This is a genomic window from Peribacillus sp. 05N428 (genome assembly GCF_056397085.1).
Map to the genome: position 1 here is coordinate 84,240 of NZ_JBFTMS010000001.1, position 19,232 is coordinate 103,471.

17 protein-coding genes are annotated in these 19,232 nt (G+C 40.8%); 12 read left to right on the forward strand and 5 right to left on the reverse strand.

What is annotated here, in order from left to right:
- Positions 1-267 precede the first annotated feature (267 nt).
- The 8 genes from AC1DIV_RS00370 (at position 268) to AC1DIV_RS00405 (ending at position 9,585) form a co-directional block, all read left to right on the forward strand.
- Positions 268-1,680, forward strand: coding sequence for an amino acid permease (locus tag AC1DIV_RS00370; RefSeq protein WP_034312733.1), 1,413 nt, complete (start codon positions 268-270; stop codon positions 1,678-1,680).
- 167 nt (positions 1,681-1,847) lie between these two features.
- Entirely contained in the window at positions 1,848-2,303 is a 456-nt protein-coding gene (locus AC1DIV_RS00375) for a hypothetical protein (protein WP_477575597.1), read from the forward strand.
- A gap of 69 nt (positions 2,304-2,372) precedes the next feature.
- Entirely contained in the window at positions 2,373-3,203 is an 831-nt protein-coding gene (phnX, locus tag AC1DIV_RS00380; RefSeq protein WP_340876148.1) for a phosphonoacetaldehyde hydrolase, read from the forward strand.
- A 174-nt stretch (positions 3,204-3,377) separates the two neighbouring features.
- The gene (xsc, locus tag AC1DIV_RS00385; protein WP_054396365.1) at positions 3,378-5,141 is read left to right on the forward strand and encodes a sulfoacetaldehyde acetyltransferase; all 1,764 of its coding nucleotides are present in this window, start codon (positions 3,378-3,380) and stop codon (positions 5,139-5,141) included.
- 144 nt (positions 5,142-5,285) lie between these two features.
- Entirely contained in the window at positions 5,286-6,638 is a 1,353-nt protein-coding gene (locus AC1DIV_RS00390; RefSeq protein ID WP_268564840.1) for an aminotransferase, read from the forward strand.
- A gap of 152 nt (positions 6,639-6,790) precedes the next feature.
- Positions 6,791-7,540: a PIG-L family deacetylase gene (locus AC1DIV_RS00395; protein ID WP_340876150.1), complete on the forward strand. Its 750-nt coding sequence runs from the start codon at positions 6,791-6,793 to the stop codon at positions 7,538-7,540.
- Between the two features lie 33 nt (positions 7,541-7,573).
- The gene (locus AC1DIV_RS00400) at positions 7,574-8,626 is read left to right on the forward strand and encodes a YeiH family protein (RefSeq protein WP_340876151.1); all 1,053 of its coding nucleotides are present in this window, start codon (positions 7,574-7,576) and stop codon (positions 8,624-8,626) included.
- Between the two features lie 251 nt (positions 8,627-8,877).
- The gene (locus tag AC1DIV_RS00405; protein WP_034312712.1) at positions 8,878-9,585 is read left to right on the forward strand and encodes a GntR family transcriptional regulator; all 708 of its coding nucleotides are present in this window, start codon (positions 8,878-8,880) and stop codon (positions 9,583-9,585) included.
- Between the two features lie 202 nt (positions 9,586-9,787).
- Here AC1DIV_RS00405 and AC1DIV_RS00410 read toward each other — a convergent pair whose 3' ends face one another.
- A complete protein-coding gene (locus AC1DIV_RS00410) occupies positions 9,788-10,276 on the reverse strand; it encodes a divergent PAP2 family protein (protein ID WP_134782410.1) in 489 nt (162 codons plus the stop codon).
- Between the two features lie 304 nt (positions 10,277-10,580).
- On the opposite strand from AC1DIV_RS00410, the gene AC1DIV_RS00415 reads away from it, so the two are divergent.
- Both AC1DIV_RS00415 and AC1DIV_RS00420 read left to right on the forward strand, forming a co-directional pair.
- Positions 10,581-10,934 carry a hypothetical protein gene (locus AC1DIV_RS00415; RefSeq protein WP_323598157.1) on the forward strand — a complete coding sequence of 118 codons (354 nt, stop codon included), beginning with the start codon at positions 10,581-10,583 and terminating at the stop codon, positions 10,932-10,934.
- 29 nt (positions 10,935-10,963) lie between these two features.
- The gene (locus AC1DIV_RS00420) at positions 10,964-12,232 is read left to right on the forward strand and encodes an erythromycin esterase family protein (protein ID WP_340876152.1); all 1,269 of its coding nucleotides are present in this window, start codon (positions 10,964-10,966) and stop codon (positions 12,230-12,232) included.
- Between the two features lie 345 nt (positions 12,233-12,577).
- Here the strand turns inward: AC1DIV_RS00420 and AC1DIV_RS00425 are convergent, their stop codons facing one another.
- Positions 12,578-13,018 (reverse strand): GNAT family N-acetyltransferase, encoded by a 441-nt coding sequence (locus AC1DIV_RS00425; protein ID WP_340876153.1) that lies wholly within the window; start codon positions 13,016-13,018, stop codon positions 12,578-12,580.
- Between the two features lie 122 nt (positions 13,019-13,140).
- Between AC1DIV_RS00425 and AC1DIV_RS00430 the strand changes: the two genes are divergently transcribed.
- Positions 13,141-13,593: a MarR family winged helix-turn-helix transcriptional regulator gene (locus tag AC1DIV_RS00430; protein ID WP_048682413.1), complete on the forward strand. Its 453-nt coding sequence runs from the start codon at positions 13,141-13,143 to the stop codon at positions 13,591-13,593.
- Between the two features lie 52 nt (positions 13,594-13,645).
- On the opposite strand, the gene AC1DIV_RS00435 is transcribed toward AC1DIV_RS00430, so the two are convergent.
- Genes AC1DIV_RS00435 through AC1DIV_RS00445 form a run of 3 tightly spaced genes read right to left on the reverse strand, consistent with a single transcriptional unit; the run spans position 13,646 to position 17,702 of the window.
- Positions 13,646-15,505, reverse strand: coding sequence for an ABC transporter ATP-binding protein (locus tag AC1DIV_RS00435; protein ID WP_340876154.1), 1,860 nt, complete (start codon positions 15,503-15,505; stop codon positions 13,646-13,648).
- Positions 15,502-17,226, reverse strand: coding sequence for an ABC transporter ATP-binding protein (locus tag AC1DIV_RS00440; RefSeq protein WP_340876155.1), 1,725 nt, complete (start codon positions 17,224-17,226; stop codon positions 15,502-15,504). The genes AC1DIV_RS00435 and AC1DIV_RS00440 overlap by 4 nt, the downstream gene beginning before the upstream one ends.
- Positions 17,223-17,702, reverse strand: coding sequence for a MarR family winged helix-turn-helix transcriptional regulator (locus AC1DIV_RS00445; protein ID WP_202310400.1), 480 nt, complete (start codon positions 17,700-17,702; stop codon positions 17,223-17,225). Before AC1DIV_RS00445 ends, AC1DIV_RS00440 begins: the two co-directional genes overlap by 4 nt.
- 531 nt (positions 17,703-18,233) lie before the next feature.
- On the opposite strand from AC1DIV_RS00445, the gene AC1DIV_RS00450 reads away from it, so the two are divergent.
- The gene (locus AC1DIV_RS00450) at positions 18,234-19,229 is read left to right on the forward strand and encodes a thiamine pyrophosphate-dependent dehydrogenase E1 component subunit alpha (RefSeq protein WP_072272874.1); all 996 of its coding nucleotides are present in this window, start codon (positions 18,234-18,236) and stop codon (positions 19,227-19,229) included.
- The last annotated feature ends 3 nt before the right edge of the window (positions 19,230-19,232 follow it).

A 19,232-nucleotide genomic window follows, 5' to 3' on the forward strand; every position in this document is an offset into this window, starting at 1 on the left:
TATTATACACATAGAAAGTGGTACTAACATCATGACGTAGTGATGTTAGATCCGCTTCGTTTTTCAAAATAGCCTTAAGGAAGGAGGATTAGTGATATAGAATCTTAAGTTCATAGCGTCATACCCTGTGTTGTTTGAAAATGCCATGTTTCCAGTTCCCACTATCTTTGTGAAAGTGTAAAGGACAGGCAGCTGAAAAGCCTGCTTTACATTTAAGTAGCGATTATCTTAGTTGATTCCCCAAATTATTGAAAGTTGGTGGAGGGTATGAAACATCAACAGGAAGAACTGAAACCAGGTCTGAAACAAAGACATTTAACGATGATATCTTTGAGTGGTGTCATAGGAGCTGGTTTATTCGTAGGAAGCGGTATCATTATTGGTCAAACGGGCCCCGGGGCGATATTATCATATGTTTTGGCAGGCTTGATCGTTGTGTTAGTCATGAGGATGCTTGGGGAAATGGCCACAGTGAATCCTAATACTGGATCTTTTGCGGTTTATGCAAGAGAGGGGATAGGTGAATGGGCCGGTTTTACAACAGGTTGGTTATATTGGTTCTTTTGGGTTATCGTAATTGCTTTGGAAGCAACGGCTGGAGCAGCAATCATTCACAGCTGGCTTCCTTCCGTTCCCGTCTGGGTCATTAGTCTATCATTGATCATCCTATTGAAAATGACGAATATTTTTTCCGTAAAATCGTTTGGTGAGTTCGAATACTGGTTTTCAATCATTAAAATAATCAGTATCATACTATTCTTGTGCCTGGGGGTGGCCGTGATATTAGGGTTTATCCCTACGATAAAACCACCTGGCACTTCCAATCTTTTAAACTTTGGCGGGTTTATTCCAAATGGGCTAAGTTCTGTGCTTGTTGGTGTTGCAATCGTTTTTCATGCATTTGTTGGAGTGGAGATACCAGCGATTGCCGCGGGTGAAACCAGTGATCCGGTTAAATCAGTTAGAAGTGCATTGAATAGTGTGGTTTGGCGAATCCTGATTTTCTATATCGGGTCCATCGCCATACTGGTGACGCTATTACCTTGGAATTCGGCTTCTTTGCTGAAAAGTCCATTTGTTGCCGTACTTGAAATGCTGGGAATCCCTTCTGCTGCCCTGATCATGAATATAGTGATTCTCATTGCATTGCTATCTTGTTTGAATTCGGGATTATATACGAGTTCACGCATGTTATTTTCACTTGCACAAAAGGGTGACGCCCCAAAGCTATTTTCTAAAGTGAGCAAGAACGGTGTCCCTATATTTGCTGTAGTCGGCTCTACTATATTCGCCTTCATCAGCACCATTTTCAGTTATGTTTCACCAGATAAAATCTTTTTCTTTTTAGTGAATTCCTCGGGCGGAGTCGGAATTCTTGTTTATCTGGCCATTGCGGTTTCCCATCTCCGATTAAGGAAGAGAATGGAGAAAGAGAATCCCGGAATATTCAAGATCAAGATGTGGTTATTCCCGTATTTGACTTATGCAACCATCATTTCCATGATTTCCGTGTTAATATTAATGGCTTTTATCGATTCGCAGCGTCCGCAGTTCATCTTTACCATGCTATTTAGCTTGATCGTTATTTGTTCATTCTTTTTCATTCGGCGAAAAAAAGCGAAGTATTTGGAGAATGAATTAAATATTGCTTCTGGTTCCCCTAATTCTGAAAAGTTATAGCTTTGGCTCTACACCATTGGTTTAATTTAAGGTTACTTCTATGGAATTCCTCAGACAAAATTCTTCAATTCACTAATCAGCTAGAATATGATTCCAATAGAAAAAGAGAATTGTGCCAATAAGTGCTTGGTGCCATCTGTCTTTTAAATCATGAAGGAGGTATTATGTTGAATGATTTCCGTGTAATAACCAGTGGAGTTGTCCTTGGAGCCATGTTGCTGTCAGGCTGTGGCAATTCAGCTGAACCGGACGAGGCTCAACAAGAAAAAAGTCCAGTCATGAATGAAAATCCGGAATCAAATACGGGTGAAGCCCAAAATGCGGAGGTCATTAAAAAAGGTGTCGGCGATGTGATTCAATCCATAAAAGGATTGGAATCAGAATTAAGTGCGGAAGCGGATCCAGAGAGAATTCAAGAAATGGGAAAAGAAATGAGTTCTGTTTGGGATTCGATAGAAAAGCAAGTGGAAGATGAATACCCGGATTGGTATGAAAGGATTGAGAAAAACCTTTACCCATTAATTGGGGAGTCAGGGAATCCGGAAAAGGACCTTGAAAAGATTAAACGACTCTCTGAAGCTACAAAGGAAGATTTACAGTTATTTTTGGAAGAAGTTAATTGAATTCTCTTTATACCCTGGTTTAGCAAGTTAGGTGATTTTGGAGGAGGTAAGATGAGGAGGGGAGCATAGATGGAAAGGGCAAAAGAATGCAAAGAGGTTCAAGCAGTGATATTCGATTGGGCAGGAACGACGGTGGATTATGGTTGTTTTGCACCGGTCCAAGCATTTGTCGAGATATTCAGGATAAGGGGGATAGATATTACCGTTAAGGAAGCAAGGGAACCTATGGGTTTATTGAAAATGGATCATATTATGGAACTCCTGAAAATGAAACGAATCTCTAATTTGTGGAGTGCTAAATTCGGGAAAGAACCGGACGAAAGAGATCTAAATTCATTATATAATGACTTTGAGGCTTTGCTTTTTAAGGTTCTAAAGGATAACGCCAAGCCAATACCCGGGGTAATTGAATTAGTCAGCCGTTTAAGGCAGCAAGGAATAAAAATCGGTTCGACAACGGGGTATACTCGTGAAATGATTGATGTTGTTAAAGAAGAGGCGGAAAAATGGGGCTATCAACCCGATTCCATCGTTGCGTCCACCGAAGTGCCTACAGGTAGGCCTGCTCCTTGGATGTGCTTTAAGACGGCGATGAATCTCCAAGTGTATCCACTCAGCAAAATCGTTAAAGTGGGTGATACGATCAGTGACATCAAAGAAGGAATTTCTGCGGGAATGTGGACTGTTGCCGTATTGAAGGGCGGCAGTGAGATCGGCCTTTCAGAAGCAGAAATCAGTGAAATGGATCCTTATGATCTGCAAAAACGGATGAAGCATGCAGAAAACCGTTTTTTGAATGCAGGTGCCGATTTCGTAATTGATGAAATAGGTGATTTATTGGAGATCATCGATAGAATCAACTACAGATTGACTGAAAAAAAGGATATATTTATTGGTTAAAAAAGAGTCAAATACATGTGTTAGTGCCTATGACAGACAGAGATTTTAAATTAATTCTAAATATTCAAATTATTTATTGACTGTTACGCATAATGGTAGTATTATACATCTTATAACTGGTACGGACGTCGTAACGTCATTATCAGAAATAAATTTAATTAAGGAGAATGTGCTATGGTCGAAACAAAAATGTTAAGAGGTACGAAAGTAAAAATGACACCAAGTGAAGCCATCGTTGAGACATTAGTGGCCGAGGGAGTTAAACATATCTCGGGAATTTTGGGATCTGCTTTCATGGATATGCTTGATTTATTGCCAACTGCAGGCATTCGTTTCATTGGTGTCCGCCATGAACAAAGTGCAGCACATATGGAAGATGCTTATTGTCGTGTCTCTGGTGTTGCAGGAGTTGTCATCGGGCAAAACGGACCTGGAATGACGAATATGGTCACCTCTGTCGCAGCGGCCAATCAAGCTCATACTCCAATGGTGGTCATATCACCTTCAGCTGGTACACCAACAGTTGGATGGGATGGTTTTCAGGAATGCGATCAGGTTTCCATCTTCAAGGCAATCACGAAAGAAACGGTTAGAGTGACACACCCAGGACGGGTCGCTGATTGCCTAAGGACAGCGTTTCGGATTGCCTATGCCGAGAGGGGACCGGTTTTATTCGATATCCCTCGTGATTACTTCTATGGTGAAGTGGAAGATCAAATACTTCAACCACATCAATATCGCGTGGATGAAAGGGGCTGCGGGTCTTCTGAATCCTTGGATAGAGCGGCAGAAATTTTAGCCGAGGCACAGTATCCGGTGATCATTTCCGGTAGGGGAACGGTTGATTCAGATGGCATTGAGGAAATTAAGAATATGGCAGAATATTTAACGGCTCCGGTAGCTGTCTCATATATGCATAATGATGCTTTTCCTGCTGATCATCCATTGTCAGTCGGCCCAATCGGTTACATGGGTTCAAAGGCTGCCATGAATACACTTAAGAAAGCGGACGTCATATTGGCGGTAGGCACAAGATTATCGGTATTTGGAACGTTACCATGCTATGACATTGATTATTTCCCTAAAGATGCGCAAATCATCCAAATTGATATTAACCCAAGGCAAATAGCGAGGACGCACCCTGTGGAAGTGGGGATCATCGGAGATGCCCGCGAAGCGAGTCGTGAAATCTTGAAACGGTTGAAGGCTAATAAACCAAACCTAAAACAAGAAAAAGAGCGGATAGTAGAAGTTACGAATGAAAAACAAAAATGGGAAGAAGAATTGGTGAATCTTGCGATGATCGATGGAACCCCGATCAATCCGCGTCGGGCCCTATTGGAATTGACAAAAGTGTTGCCTGAAAATGCCATCGTTACTACAGATATCGGTAATGTATCTTCAACTGCAAACGCTTACTTGAAATTCAATCAGGGACGCAGGCATATCGCTGCGCTTACATTCGGGAATACTGGATTTGCATACCCATCTGCACTAGGTGCCAAATTAGCTGAGCCGAATACGCCTGTTATAGCCATTGTTGGAGATGGCGCGTGGGGCATGAGCTTACATGAAGTGAGTACGGCCGTTGAAGAAAACATACCGGTCATAGCATGTGTCTTCAATAATAATGCTTGGTGCGCAGAGAAAAAGAATCAGGTCGATTTTTATAATAACCGTTTTGTAGGGGCCGATATCCAAAATCCTGATTTTGCAGAAGTTGCCCGATCAATGGGTGCTGTAGGTATTAGGGTGGAAAAAGCAGACGAGTTAGGCGCTGTCATTGAAAAAGCAATAAAATCAAACAAACCGACTGTCATTGATATACAAGTGGATGGAACACAATTGGCTCCGCCATTTAGAAAAGATGCATTAAAAATGCCTACTAGATTATTAGAAAAATATTCTCATTTAGATCATAAAAACTGGGATAAATAAGAAAAGGTGATAGGACAGCTGCGATGACTTGATGAACGATTTGGGTCATCGCACCATCACCAATTCACTTTAAAAGGTCTGTAACAGCATGGGAACTTAACTTAGTTGCATTCAATGAATAATAAGGGGGTTTCAAAAGTGAAGATGGAAACTGAAACGAAAGACCTTGTTCAAATGGATAAAGACCATTTATGGCATGCGATGCATCGCTATAATGAGAAGGATGCTCCCATGATGGCTACAGAAGGATCCGGCTCATGGTTCACAGATACTAAAGGGGATAAATATTTAGATGGTGTCTCCGGATTATGGTGCTTGAACCTTGGTCACGGACGAAAAGAGATTGCCCAGGCAGCCTATGAACAAATGATTAACTTATCTTACTTCCCTTTAACATTAAGTCATAAGCCGGCAATCGAATTATCTGCAAAAATAAGTGAACATTTAAAGGGCCCTTATACAACTTTTTTTACGAACAGCGGCTCTGAGGCGAATGAGACAGCTTTTAAAATAGCCAGGCAATATCATTCCCAAAATGGAAATCAGGGTAAATACAAGTTCATCTCAAGGTATAGAGCTTATCATGGCAATACTTTTGGCGCGCTCAGCGCAACTGCACAGGCTAATCGGAGAGTGAAATATGATCCGGCGGTTCCAGGTTTCCTGCATGTTCCACCCCCGTACAGTTATCGAAGCCCGTTTGGGGAAAACGTTGAAAACTCCGATTTGCTTGCAGCTGAATATATCGATCAGGTCATTAACTTTGAAGGAGCTGAAACGGTAGCGGGTGTTATCCTTGAACCATTCATCTCTGGTGGCGGGGTCCTTATTCCTTCAAAAGAATATTTAACGAGGGTTTCGGAAATCTGTAAGAAGCATGATGTTCTATTAATTGTGGATGAAGTGGTTTCAGGTTTTGGAAGAACCGGAAAAATGTTTGGGTTCATGCACTCAGATGGGGTTCAACCGGATATTGTTACGATGGCAAAGGGTTTGACCAGCGGTTATCTTCCACTTGGAGCAACGGCAGTGAATTCCAGGATTTATGAGAAGTTCAAAGACAACGGAAATTTAAATCATTTCAGGCATGTGTCAACATATGGAGGCCACCCTGCATCTTGTGCAGTTGCGCTAAAGAACATTGAAATCTTGGAAAATGAAAACATCGTTCAACGAGTATCTGAACTTAGTGAATCGACACTAAGCGCGCTCTTTGAATTGACAGCCCTGGATAAAGTAGGGGAAGTTCGGGGAGTTGGGTTTTTATATGGCATTGAATTAGTGGAAGATAAAAAGACAAAAACGCCTGTTTCCGAAGAGTTCATGGGTAAAATAATCGGGGCTTGCAAGGCAAAGGGACTTATCATCGGACGTAATGGTGATACGGTTCCTGGATATGGTAATGTACTCATCATTGCACCGCCTTTATCTTCGACCGTTGAAGATTTACGCTTTGTCATAGAAACGGTTAAATCCGTTTTATGTGAATTATGCTAATCAAAAAGAGGATAAGGTTTAGGGTGCTATCTATATAGAAGAAAAAAATGAAGATGGGCATGATATGTCTAGCTGATTTGACATCCATGTCCATTTTTTCATTTTGAGTCTAACAGTGTGGGAAAACTGGGGAATCCAAAACAGGAGGAAATATGCAATCACAACTAAGGTTATTGGTGGTTCTGGCACATCCCGATGATGAGTCATTCCTGTGTGGGGGAACCATTGCTAAAATGTCTGAGCGAGGTGTTCAGATAACTTTACTATGTGCGACAAAAGGTGAAATGGGCAGACGAATGGGAAATCCCATTGTAACAACAAGGGAGGCATTGCCAGAACTAAGGGTGGAGGAGTTAAAAAGAGCTTGTGAAGAATTGGGGATCAGTGACCTGCGATTTTTAAACGTAAGGGATAAAACGATTGAATTTGAAAGCTTCGATTTATTGGCGGAGAGAATCGTAAAGGTGATTCGTGATGTTCAACCGGATGCACTAATTACATTCCATGAGAAATACGGGGGGCATCCAGACCATTGTGCGATTGGCCGTGCTGCCGCATTTGCTTTCTTAAACTCCGGTGATCCCGATTTTTATCCAGATCCATTATTTCCAGCTATTAAGGTTCATAGTTTGTACTTTGTCCTTTGGCATGCTTTTTATGATGAATGGTTAAAGGAAAACGGGCCGGGCAGTGTCACAGAAGTTAATATAGCAGGGACTTTAAAGAAAAAAATCCGTGCCTTAAGGTCACATCGTTCCCAGACTTTAGCGGTTCCTGAATTGTGGACGAATCAAAATCCAAGCTTGCCTTTTTTAAAGGAATCCGAGTATTTTATCAAAGGGAATTCACTTCCTAATCTAGAAGAAACCGATTTTTTTCAAACGATTGAAAGGATGGGATGATATTTAGTTTATCTGGAAAGGGGGAAGGAATGTATGGAATTAGAAAAATATGAGCCATTGGAAGAAACACCTCAGGTGCAGCAAAACCCACTTCAAAATAAGGTGCTTTTGTGGCTGAGCGGTATCGCTTTCACTTTTTTCATTGCCCTCTTAGGCTTGGGGCTGTCGAAGATTTCAGGATTCGATCGAATCGGTCCACTTGCATGCTCGATCATCATTGCCGTGATTTATCGTCAAATTGCGGGATATCCAGAAAAGTTCCGGACGGGAATCGAATTTTCCGCAAAAAAACTTTTGCGTTTTGCCATTATTTTATACGGATTGAAATTAAATATCGATGTGATTTTTAATCAGGGACTGCCATTATTGGTACGTGACATAGGGACAGTAACATTCGCCATAGTCGTGATGGTCCTGATTGCAAAGTGGATTAAGGCAGATTCTTCCATTTCCCTTCTTCTTGCTGTAGGAACCGGGATATGCGGTGCAGCAGCCATCGCGGCAATATCTCCAATCGTGAAAGCGAAGGAAGAGGATACAGCCATAGGCGTCGGGATAATCGCTTTAATGGGAACCCTTTTCTCCATTGTTTATACACTTTTACGTCCGATCCTTCCGCTATCTGCTTTGGATTATGGAATCTGGTCTGGAATCAGTCTTCATGAAATCGCCCATGTTGCTTTGGCAGGAGCACCGGCTGGTGAAGATGCGCTAGCGATTGCACTCCTCGCCAAATTGGGCCGTGTCTTTTTACTCATCCCTTTATGTTTCATTTTTATGTATTGGATGAAAAAGCGAACATCCGGGAAAATGGGCCATGATGCCAAAATTGATTTTCCATGGTTCCTCGTTGGTTTTATATTCATGAGCCTAATAGGAAGTTATGTGTTTGGAAGTTACATTACGGTTTCACCTCTCGTAATGGATGGCATTTCCAAAGCTACTACATTTATATTGACTATGGCCATGATCGGTCTTGGACTGAATGTTAGCCTGCAGGCACTGCGAACAAAAGCCATGCGTCCTCTTTTGGCCATGACCATTACCTCTTTGCTGCTTTCCATAATTTCGTACTTTATCATTTAATATATAAGCTTTCATATATGCCTGAAAATGTGATGAAGGTTGCATATAGGATAAGCCCTGAATACATAGAGCTATTCAGGTTTTTTTTATTCACTCGAAGGAAAACGGTATATGAACGCTGGAAACTCAACATAATCCTAATTTAAGGGAAAAATTGAACGCTGGCATGTTTGAATATTATAACTATTTGGTTTACAATATAAGAACTGATACGAACATTATGATGTCTTTTTCTGTTTGGAGGAAATTTTATGGAGCTAGACTTTAAAAATCCAATCCCTTTACATGCTCAATTGAAAACCATATTGGAAAATCAAATTTTGGAAGGTTATTATAAAGACAAAATCCCGAGTGAAAGGGAACTGATGGATATGTATTCTGTCAGCAGGAGCACTGTACGGGAAGCCGTTTCCATCCTGGTTCGTGAGGGAATATTGGAAAAGAGGCATGGGAAGGGAACGTTCGTCTCCCTTAAACCTGTGCAAGAATGGCTTAAGATGATAAGTTTTACGGAAACCACTAAAAGCATGGGGATTAAACTGCTAGATCATGGCCGTGTAATGACACCTGAAAATATAGCTGATGCAAATGGGTTTGAGGATGAATCTTACCATATTAAAAGGCTGCGGTTACAGGGGGATGTCCCAATAGCCATTGAATTGCATTATTATTCTTTGGACCTAGGAAAAAAATTGACGAAATTCGATTTAAGTACAACCGTATTGTATGATGCACTCGAAGGTGAATTGAACATTGACTTTTGTGAAGCGGAACAAATCATAACCTGCGGCTTTCCAACAAAAGAAGATGCAGAACATTTGGGTATAGCCGAAACGATGTGCTTACTGATTACAGAACGAATGATTTTTGATTCTGATGGTAACTTAGTAGAATATTATAAAGGGTTATTCCGATCGGATATGTATTCATTCGCAATGAAAATGTCCCGGAAGAATTGAATTCCGCATAAAATGACCTAAGCCTTTCTAAGAGAGTTGAGAGGCCTAGGTCATTTTCAAATCTACCGGGTTCCAATAATACGATTTTTATTGTAGAATATGCCGATGTTAATGATATAGGCATGTTTTAAATTAACCTATTGTTATATTCAAATTATGTACTTACCTCAAGAGCTAAAGGATTAAGGCTTGCCCACCGTTTTCAGCCGTTCGGTTTTGAGGGCTTGCCATCCTCCAATTTAGCCGAAATAAGCCCAAGGGCAACTCCCAGCAACGCACCTGCTCCCACTTCCACAGGCTGATGTCCGAGCAGTTCATTCAGTTCCTTCTCACGCTCAACATACTCAAAGCTCGGAAACTCTCCGGAAAATTTGGCCATATTATCTTCAAGATCATTCACGAGCTTAGCGATTTCGCCTGTATGGCGGCGAATCCCCTGAGCATCGTACATCACAATCACGCCAAAAACTGTCGCAAGCGATGTTTCCGTATGCAGCCATCCTTTATTCGCTGCCACATACGATGCCAGGGCGGCCACTCCCGCAGAGTGCGAACTAGGCATGCCACCTGTTGTGAAAGCCTGTTTCGAGTCCCACTTTCCCGTCAGCTTATAATGCGTTAAAATTTTCAGCCCTTGCGCAATGCCAATCGCCGACAGCGCCGTTAAAATTCCCCGATTCATCTTTTCCATGAGCAACTCCTCCACTCCAGACCAGTCCAACCCAACCCAATCCGGGAATTTATCTTCCCTCTTTTGATACCCCAAAAATATTTTTTATATGCACAGTTCCATGATGAATGAATCATGATATCACTTTTTGCTGTGTTCGAGTTCAGCTGAAGCATCATATCCGAGGTGGATTCAGGCTTGTTTTTTTAGGAAAAGGTCACTATTTCATATTAATATTTATAGGATGGGAACCTTAAGGAAAATATATAACGGAAGATAATTAACATGGTTTTAAGGTGGCAATGGAATGAACAAGATCAAGGATATGAATCCGAAAGAGATAAAAAAGATCATGACGGTAACCGAGAGAATGTCTTTCACAAAAAACTTCAGGTCCGCTACTGCAGAAGAATGGTTCGTTTTCATACCTGGCTTCAATGATCCAGGTACAGGGGGAGCTGCTGGAAAGGCTATAGTTCACTACAATCTATATGGAAACAAAGATATGTTCATTAACACCACGATCATACTGGATGACCCTGTTCTATTTGAGGAAGAAAATTTTCAGCTGGTTTACTCTATTTGTGATGAACTTATAAATCGTCTAGTGGGATACGCTGATACTTTACTGTCCGTACACGCAGGTTCCAATTCTTATAATGCCGAGTACAAACGATAATGTTCGTAAGATAATAAGGAGGATAAACGGTGAAACATAATCTTGTTCAGTCAATAGTCGAACAATCAGTCATGCTTACAAGTGAAGCAGATTGGGATAAGCTCATTCAACAAGTTCATAATGCAAAATTTGTTTTGCTGGGTGAGGCATCACATGGGACATCCGAGTTTTACACGGCCCGAGTTGAAATAACAAAAAAGCTGATTCAAGAAAAAAGGTTCACCTTTGTAGCAGTTGAAGGCGATTGGCCCGCTTGCCAGGCAATAAATAGGTATGTTAAAGGCTATGACCTAGTGACTAAATCCGCAAAGGATGTGCTAAAAAGTTTTGACCGCTGGCCGACCTGGATGTGGGCAAACGAGGAAATGATCGACCTGATTGAATGGATGAAAGAATACAATGAGTCTGGACAAAATCAAACGAAAGTTGGATTTTATGGGATAGATATCTACAGTCTTTGGGAATCCATGGATGAAGTTATCCGTTACTTAAAACAAATTGATTCAACTGACCTTGAAGCAGCCAGACAGGCGTTCACTTGTTTTGAGCCATTCAATCGGAATAACGAGGAGTATGCAGTTTCTGCAGGCATTTTTTCGGAAGACTGTATAGAGGAAGTAGCCAAATTACTGACGACTATTCAACGAAAAAAAGAAAAATACCCCCATCACGAAGAATTGAATTTGAATCTTCAAGTAAATGCATTGGTAGCATACAATGCCGAAAATTATTACAGGACCATGGTCGTCCATGATGATAGATCATGGAATATTCGAGATATGCATATGGTTGATGCACTTAATGAAATTATGGATTTTTACGGCTCTGAAGGCAAGGCCATTGTATGGGAACATAATACCCATGTTGGTGACGCCAGCGCTACTGATATGAAAGATTCCGGGATGATTAATGTCGGCCAGGTCATTCGTGAACAAAACCCGTCTGAAGATGTATTTATCACTGGTTTCGGAACCTATAGAGGAACTGTTATAGCAGCAGAGGAGTGGGGCATGGATTTCGAAATAAAAACGGTCCCCCCGGCAATGAAGGGAAGTTGGGAGGAGGCGATGCACCTTTCGGGGGCTTATGATAAGTTGCTCATTTTCACCGATGAAAATCGTCAGCTATTCCAAGGGAGGATTGGACATCGGGCGATTGGGGTTGTATACAGACCGGAATATGAACAATATGGTAACTATGTTCCTTCTGTAATGTCAGATAGATACGATGCTTTTATTTATATTGATGAAACCCAGGCCCTTCACCCGCTCGTTCAAGAAAAAGCACCCGTTCTGTAACAAAAAGACGAAGCCGTTTATGTTATAAACAGCTTCGTCTTTTTGTTCGTGTATATCTCTCATAAAATGAAAAATATGGCCGAGTAATTTTGGGGTTAAATGTAAATCTGAAACTTGTAAACCAAACTTTCCTTTTATTTAGAAGAGCCGAAAAGTGTGGGATAAGGGACACTTTTTATGTATTTCCCTTATCCGGGGTATAATTCACAATACAAAGTTAATAGAGTAATCATTCTGTTCTTTGCCCTTTTAAAAGAGAATTGTCTGTTGGATGGTTAAAGAACAACCTAGTGTTAATAGTATGATCCCCATCAAAGGTTATTTTTGTTCACTCACATTTAACACTTATTCGTTAACCAATTCCTTTATCATTAATAGATGTGGACCGCCATCTTCCATAAAGACTTCGGATGAAGTCCGATAGCCGAGTTTTTTATAAAAGCCCTCTGCCTGTGTTTGCCCATGTAATTTAACCTGAGTAATACCTTGTTCCTTTGCAATTTCTTCCAACGTTTTAAGTATTATTTTCCCGAGACCAAATTTACGGTAAGGCTCCAAGATGCAAATTCTCTCCAATTTACCTAACCCATCAACAACTCTTAATCTTCCAGTTCCGACTGGCTTTTCATTATAATAGACTAATATGTGTTCAGATAAAGCATTAAGTGTATCGAATTCATCAAATTCAAATTCTAATGGGAAACCTTGTTCCTCGACAAATACTTCTTTTCTGATATGAAAGGCTATTTTTAAATCATTTTCAGTAGTTATTCTTTTTGAATCCAATGTTCTTCATCCCTTTTCTAGATTTATTTAAAAAGACAAGTCATAATAAATGTATATCCTATATTAGTATAAATGAAATTATTTTTGTTGTAAATACAACAAAAAAGTCAGGGGCTTTTTGTATGAAGGAAATACTCCGTGAAATTGGAATGATAGCAAGGGCATTGGACTCTATAAGTAATATCGAATTTAAAGAATTTGACCTTACAAAAGGGCAGTATTTGTATCTTGTTCGAATATGTGAAAACCCAGGTATCATTCAGGAAAAGTTAGCAGAAATGATAAAGGTAGACCGAACGACAGCAGCTCGTGCCATTAAAAAACTTGAAATACAAGGGTTAATCGAGAAGAAAAATGATGAGGAAAACAAAAAAATTAAAAAGCTATATGCAACCGATAAAGGTGAAAAGGTCTATCCTTATTTGAAAAAAGAAGGGGAGTATACTGACAAGGTTGCGTTATCTGGATTTTCTTTGGAAGAAACGGAAACGATGCTTCATCTTCTTCAAAGGGTTAGAAAAAATATTGAGGTAGATTGGGAATTTGTGAAAAAGGGAAATAAAAGGGGGTATTGATACATAATAAAAAAGAGGCTCGACTCCGTTTAGGAATTGAGCCTCCTTCTTATTATCCAGCTACATTTTCAGTGAACTGACTATTGTATAGCTCTGCATAGAAACCATTCTCCCTTAAAAGGTCTGAATGCGTTCCTTTCTCTATCACTTTTCCTTGATCCATAACAAGAATCAAATCTGCATCCTTAATCGTTGAGAGACGATGGGCAATGACAAAGCTGGTTCTTCCTTCCATCAGTCGGTTCATGGCCTTTTGGATAAAGACTTCTGTCCGAGTGTCCACACTAGATGTCGCTTCATCCAATATCATGATTGGCGGATCTGCTAGAACAGCCCGGGCGATTGTCAAAAGCTGCTTTTGGCCTTGTGAGATGTTCGAAGCTTCTTCGTTTAAGATTGTCTCATAACCATCTGGCAGTGTCCGAATGAAATGGTCGGCATGTGCCGTGCGAGCAGCTGCAAAAATTTCTTCATCAGTTGCTCCATTTTTGCCATAAGCGATATTTTCTTTAATCGTACCATTAAAGAGCCAGGTATCTTGAAGTACCATACCAAAATTCTTTCGAAGATCATTACGTGACATATTCCGTGTATCAAGACCATCAATCGTAATCTTTCCGCCGATGAGTTCATAAAATCTCATCAAGAGATTTATCATGGTCGTTTTTCCCGCACCAGTCGGTCCAACGATTGCAACCGTCTGTCCAGGCAAGACATCGATGTTCATATCTTCAATTAACATTTCTTCCCCATATCCAAAGTCCACATGTTCAAAAGAGACAGCACCATTTGCCCTTTTTATATTAACTGTGGTTTGTTCTTTCATTTCCTCTTCTTCATCAAGTAGTTCAAAAACACGCTCAGCGGCTGCAACCGTCGACTGAATAATGTTAGCGATGTTAGCCGTTTGTGTGATTGGCTGGGTGAACTGCTTTGAATATGTGATGAATGCTTGAATGTCACCAATTGAAATCGAACGCTGAGTTACCAATATTCCGCCGACAACGCTGATGATGACATAGCTCAAATTTCCGATAAAGAACATTACGGGCATGATGATACCCGATATAAACTGGGCTTTGCTTCCCGCTTTATACAATTCTTCATTAACTTCAGTAAACTGGGCACTCGCCTTTTTTTCATATCCGAATGCTTTAACGACTTGATGGCCGGTATATATCTCTTCAATGTGGCCATTTAATTGTCCGAGTTTACGCTGTTGATCGGCAAAATGTTTTTGGGATCTTTTTAAAATAGGCCGGATTGCAAATATTGACAAAGGTAAGCTGATTATCGAGATTAATGTCAATAACGGGCTTATCGAAAGCATCATGATGATAATCCCCACAATCGTTACGATTGATGTTATGAATTGCGTTAAGCTTTGCTGAAGTGTGCTCCCGATTGTATCAATATCATTTGTCATTCGGCTAAGTGTTTCACCATTTGGACGTCCTTCAAAGTATTTGAGTGGAAGTTTCTCGAACTTTTTGTTCACATCTTCTCGAAGGTCATATACCGTGTCTTGTGCAACACTTGACATAATGTATTGTTGTACATAGTTGAAAAGGCTGCTTAAAGCATAAAGTCCGGCAAGGAGTAGAAGGATCTGGCCAATTTTATCAAAGTTAATGGCTGCTCCTGGTATTCCCTGGAACTTTCCATATGCTCCTTCGAATAATTCTGTAATTGCATTTCCCATGATCTTCGGTCCTACAATCATAAAAATCGTACTCATGATTGCAGCGAAGAACACGGAAATCAATTGGTTGCGCCTCGGTTTTAAATAGGTCAATAGACGTTTTAGTGTTCCTTTAAAATCTTTTGCTTTTTGACCCATCATCATCATGTTACCGCCACCAGGACCATGCCCGACCTGACCGCCGCCTTGAGGTTTCTTTTGATTACTCATGCAATTTCCTCCTCTGTAAGCTGTGATAAGGCAATTTCACGGTAAATGTCGTTTGTGCTAAGCAACTCTTGGTGTGTTCCCATGCCTACAATGTGGCCTTCGTCTAACACAAGGATTCGGTCAGCGTCTACGACGGTACTGACACGCTGGGCAACGAGTAGTACCGTCGAATTTTTCGTTTCATCTTTCAGGGCTGCGCGAAGGTTGGCATCCGTCTTGTAGTCCAGTGCAGAAAAACTATCATCGAATATATAAATATCCGGTTTTCGAATGAGTGCCCTTGCAATAGAAAGCCGTTGTTTTTGCCCTCCTGATAGGTTTGAACCGCCTTGATCGATTTCTGCCTCATAGCCGCCTTTCATGCTGCTGATAAAATCCTCCGCTTGCGCGATCCGAGCGGCATGCTCAACTTCATCTTGTGTGGCTGTTTGTTTTCCAAAGCAAATGTTTTCAGAGATAGTACCTGTAAAGAGGGAGGCCTTTTGTGGTACAAAGCCAATTTTTGAACGGACTTCATCTTGTGATGACTTACGTATATCAACACCATTGACGCGAATCGTTCCGCTTGAAATATCATAGAAGCGAGGGATCAAATTGACAAGCGTCGTTTTCCCGGAACCAGTTCCACCGATTATTGCGGTGATTTCACCAGGACTTGCAGAAAAACTAATATCCGATAATGCAGGTTCTTCTGCTCCTGGGTAACTGAACGTAACATGTTCAAATTCAAGGGTACCGTGTACACGATCTGCCTTTTCTGTCCCCTCATCCAGGAATGAAGGTTTCATGTCAAGGACTTCGTTTATCCTTGTTGCCGACACGGCAGCGCGTGGAACCATAACGAACATCATGGAAGCCATAACGAGAGCGAACATAATTTGCATAACATATTGGATAAATGCCATTAAGTCCCCGATTTGCATACCGCCGTTATCAATACGGACTCCACCAAACCAAATGATACCAACAACAGTCAAGTTCATGACAAGCATCATTACAGGCATCATGAAGGCCATGATTTTATTGACTTTGATTGAGATATCCGTTAATTCTTTATTCGCTTTCTTTAGACGTTCTTTCTCTTGTGTTTCACGATTGAAGGCACGAATGACGCGAATTCCAGTTAAATTTTCTCGTAATACAAGGTTCAACCGGTCTAATCGTTTTTGCACCGTTTGAAAGAGCGGCACACCTTTATATAGAATAAGCAAGATTGACCCAATCAAAAAAGGCATTGTGACAACAATGACAAGTGATAATTTTGCATCCATGGATACAGCCATGATTACTCCGCCGATTAACATGATAGGTGCACTGATAACCATACGAAGCATCATGATAACCACTTGCTGGACTTGTGTTATATCATTGGTCGTTCGTGTAATCAATGACGCCGTACCGACTTCATCAAATTCTTGTAACGAAAACTTTTCAACGTGATTAAAGACCTTCAGGCGGAGATCGCGTCCCATTCCCATTGCTGCTTTGGACGAATAGTAACTTGCGATTATGGATGCACAAGCGCCAAGTGCGGAAACCAACAGCATAAAACCACCGATTTTCCAAATATAAGAAGTGTCTCCTCGAACAACGCCTTTGTCAATAATATCAGCCATTAGTGTAGGCAAAAAGAGGTCCGACATGGACTGAATAAAGACCAGACCGATAACTGCTAAAATAATCCACTTATATACGGATAAATTTTTCAGTATTTTTATCATTTTGTACACTCTCCCTGTTCGGTTGCTTGTGCTTCTAAAAAGTTTGTAATTTGCAGATGCGTTTTTAGCAACTCTTCAAACTGTTCTTCGGAAAGCATTTCAATGGCCGTTTGAAAGACTTGGTGAATGCTTCCTTCGTGAAAATGAATCGTTTTTAATAAATTTTCCCCCTTATCGGTGATTGACAATTGAATCTCACGCCGGTTGCCCTCCACATGCTCACGATGGAGCATGCCTCCGCGAACTAGACCATCGACCGCTTGGCTCAAGGTGCTTTTTGGAAGAAATGTTTTCTCCCCAACATTTTTTTGGGAGGTCTCTTTGTAAAGGGTAATGGTCATCAAAATGGAATATTGAGGAACTGTTAATCCATTTTCTGCGGCTGTCTTTTGAACGAACCGCATGATATTTTTCTGTACGTTCCAAAATGAACGCAATAGTTGTACGGAACGCATTAATTGTTTTTCATTCTCCACTCAACATCACCATTCTTTCTGTATTGAACTGTTCCATTTCGAACATTTAATTTTATGAATCATTTTAATTTACAGCTATTCTTCCGCTTAGTCAATAACTTCAACCCACCGGCTTTTATCTAGTCTTGGTGCGTATATGGAAATGAGTTAAAGTCAGGTCAGGCCAAAACTGTTAAACCCATTGTATTTTTGTTAAAGAAAGGTTTTCTCGTGAAAACAACGATACAAAGTGAAATTAACTTGAAAATGTGAGATGAAAAGTGGTAGGATAATATTGCATTGAGTTAGTACCAGGTAATAATAGTAGATGATAACGCATTTGAGGGTGTTAAATGGCAAGCATGCATACATAAAAGAGCTTTCCCTTCCTTAGATACATAACAGGATTTAAGTTTGCGAGATAAACAAACAGCTAATAAGAAAGGTTAGTAATTTGTGATATATAGACCCATTTATATATTGGGTGACAGCGTGAGGAGAACATTCTGGTTTTAACAGAAAACCGTTTTAATTATTAGGAGGGATGAACATATGGTTGAAAACCGCCATCTACAGGCAGGTCTTAGTGATGAGCAGGTGCTTGAGATGTATAGAATTATGTTGTTGGCAAGAAGAGTGGATGAACGGATGTGGCTGTTGAACAGATCTGGAAAAATTCCATTTGTCGTTTCTTGTCAAGGGCAAGAAGCAGCTCAAGTGGGTGCAGCATTTGCGTTGAATCGTGAAAATGATTATGTCCTTCCTTATTATAGGGATCTAGGAGTGGTGCTCGCGTTTGGGATGACCGCCAGGGATTTAATGTTATCCAGTTTTGCCAAGGCAGAAGATCCAAATTCAGGCGGGCGTCAAATGCCTGGGCATTTTGGGCAAAAAAAGAATCGAATCGTGACGGGATCTTCGCCAGTTACGACTCAAGTGCCACATGCAGTGGGGATTGCACTCGCTGCAAAAATGGAAGGAAAAGATATTGTTTCATTCGTTACATTCGGTGAGGGGTCATCAAACCAAGGTGATTTTCATGAAGGAGCGAATTTCGCAGGTGTACATAAACTTCCGGTCATCTTGATGTGCGAAAATAATCAGTATGCCATATCCGTCCCTATTGAAAAGCAATTGGCTTGCGGGAAAGTGTCCGACCGGGCCATTGGTTACGGCATGCCAGGGGTAACGGTTGATGGAAATGATCCGATCGAAGTATACCGGGTGGTGAAAGAAGCTGCTGAGAGAGGAAGGCGTGGTGAGGGCCCAAGCTTAATCGAAACGGTTTCATACAGGCTTACACCACATTCAAGCGATGATGATGATAGTCAATACAGGTCGCCTGATGAAGTATCGGAGGCAAAAAAAATAGATTCAATCATTACTTTTGGTGCCTATTTAAAAGCAGTGGGAATCATGGATGATCAAATGGAGAAACAATTGAACGAGGAAATAATGGAAGTTGTGAACGAAGCGACGGATTATGCGGAAAATGCTCCATTTGCAAATGAAGACACGCTCTCAAAATACGTTTACGCAGAAAGGTAAGGA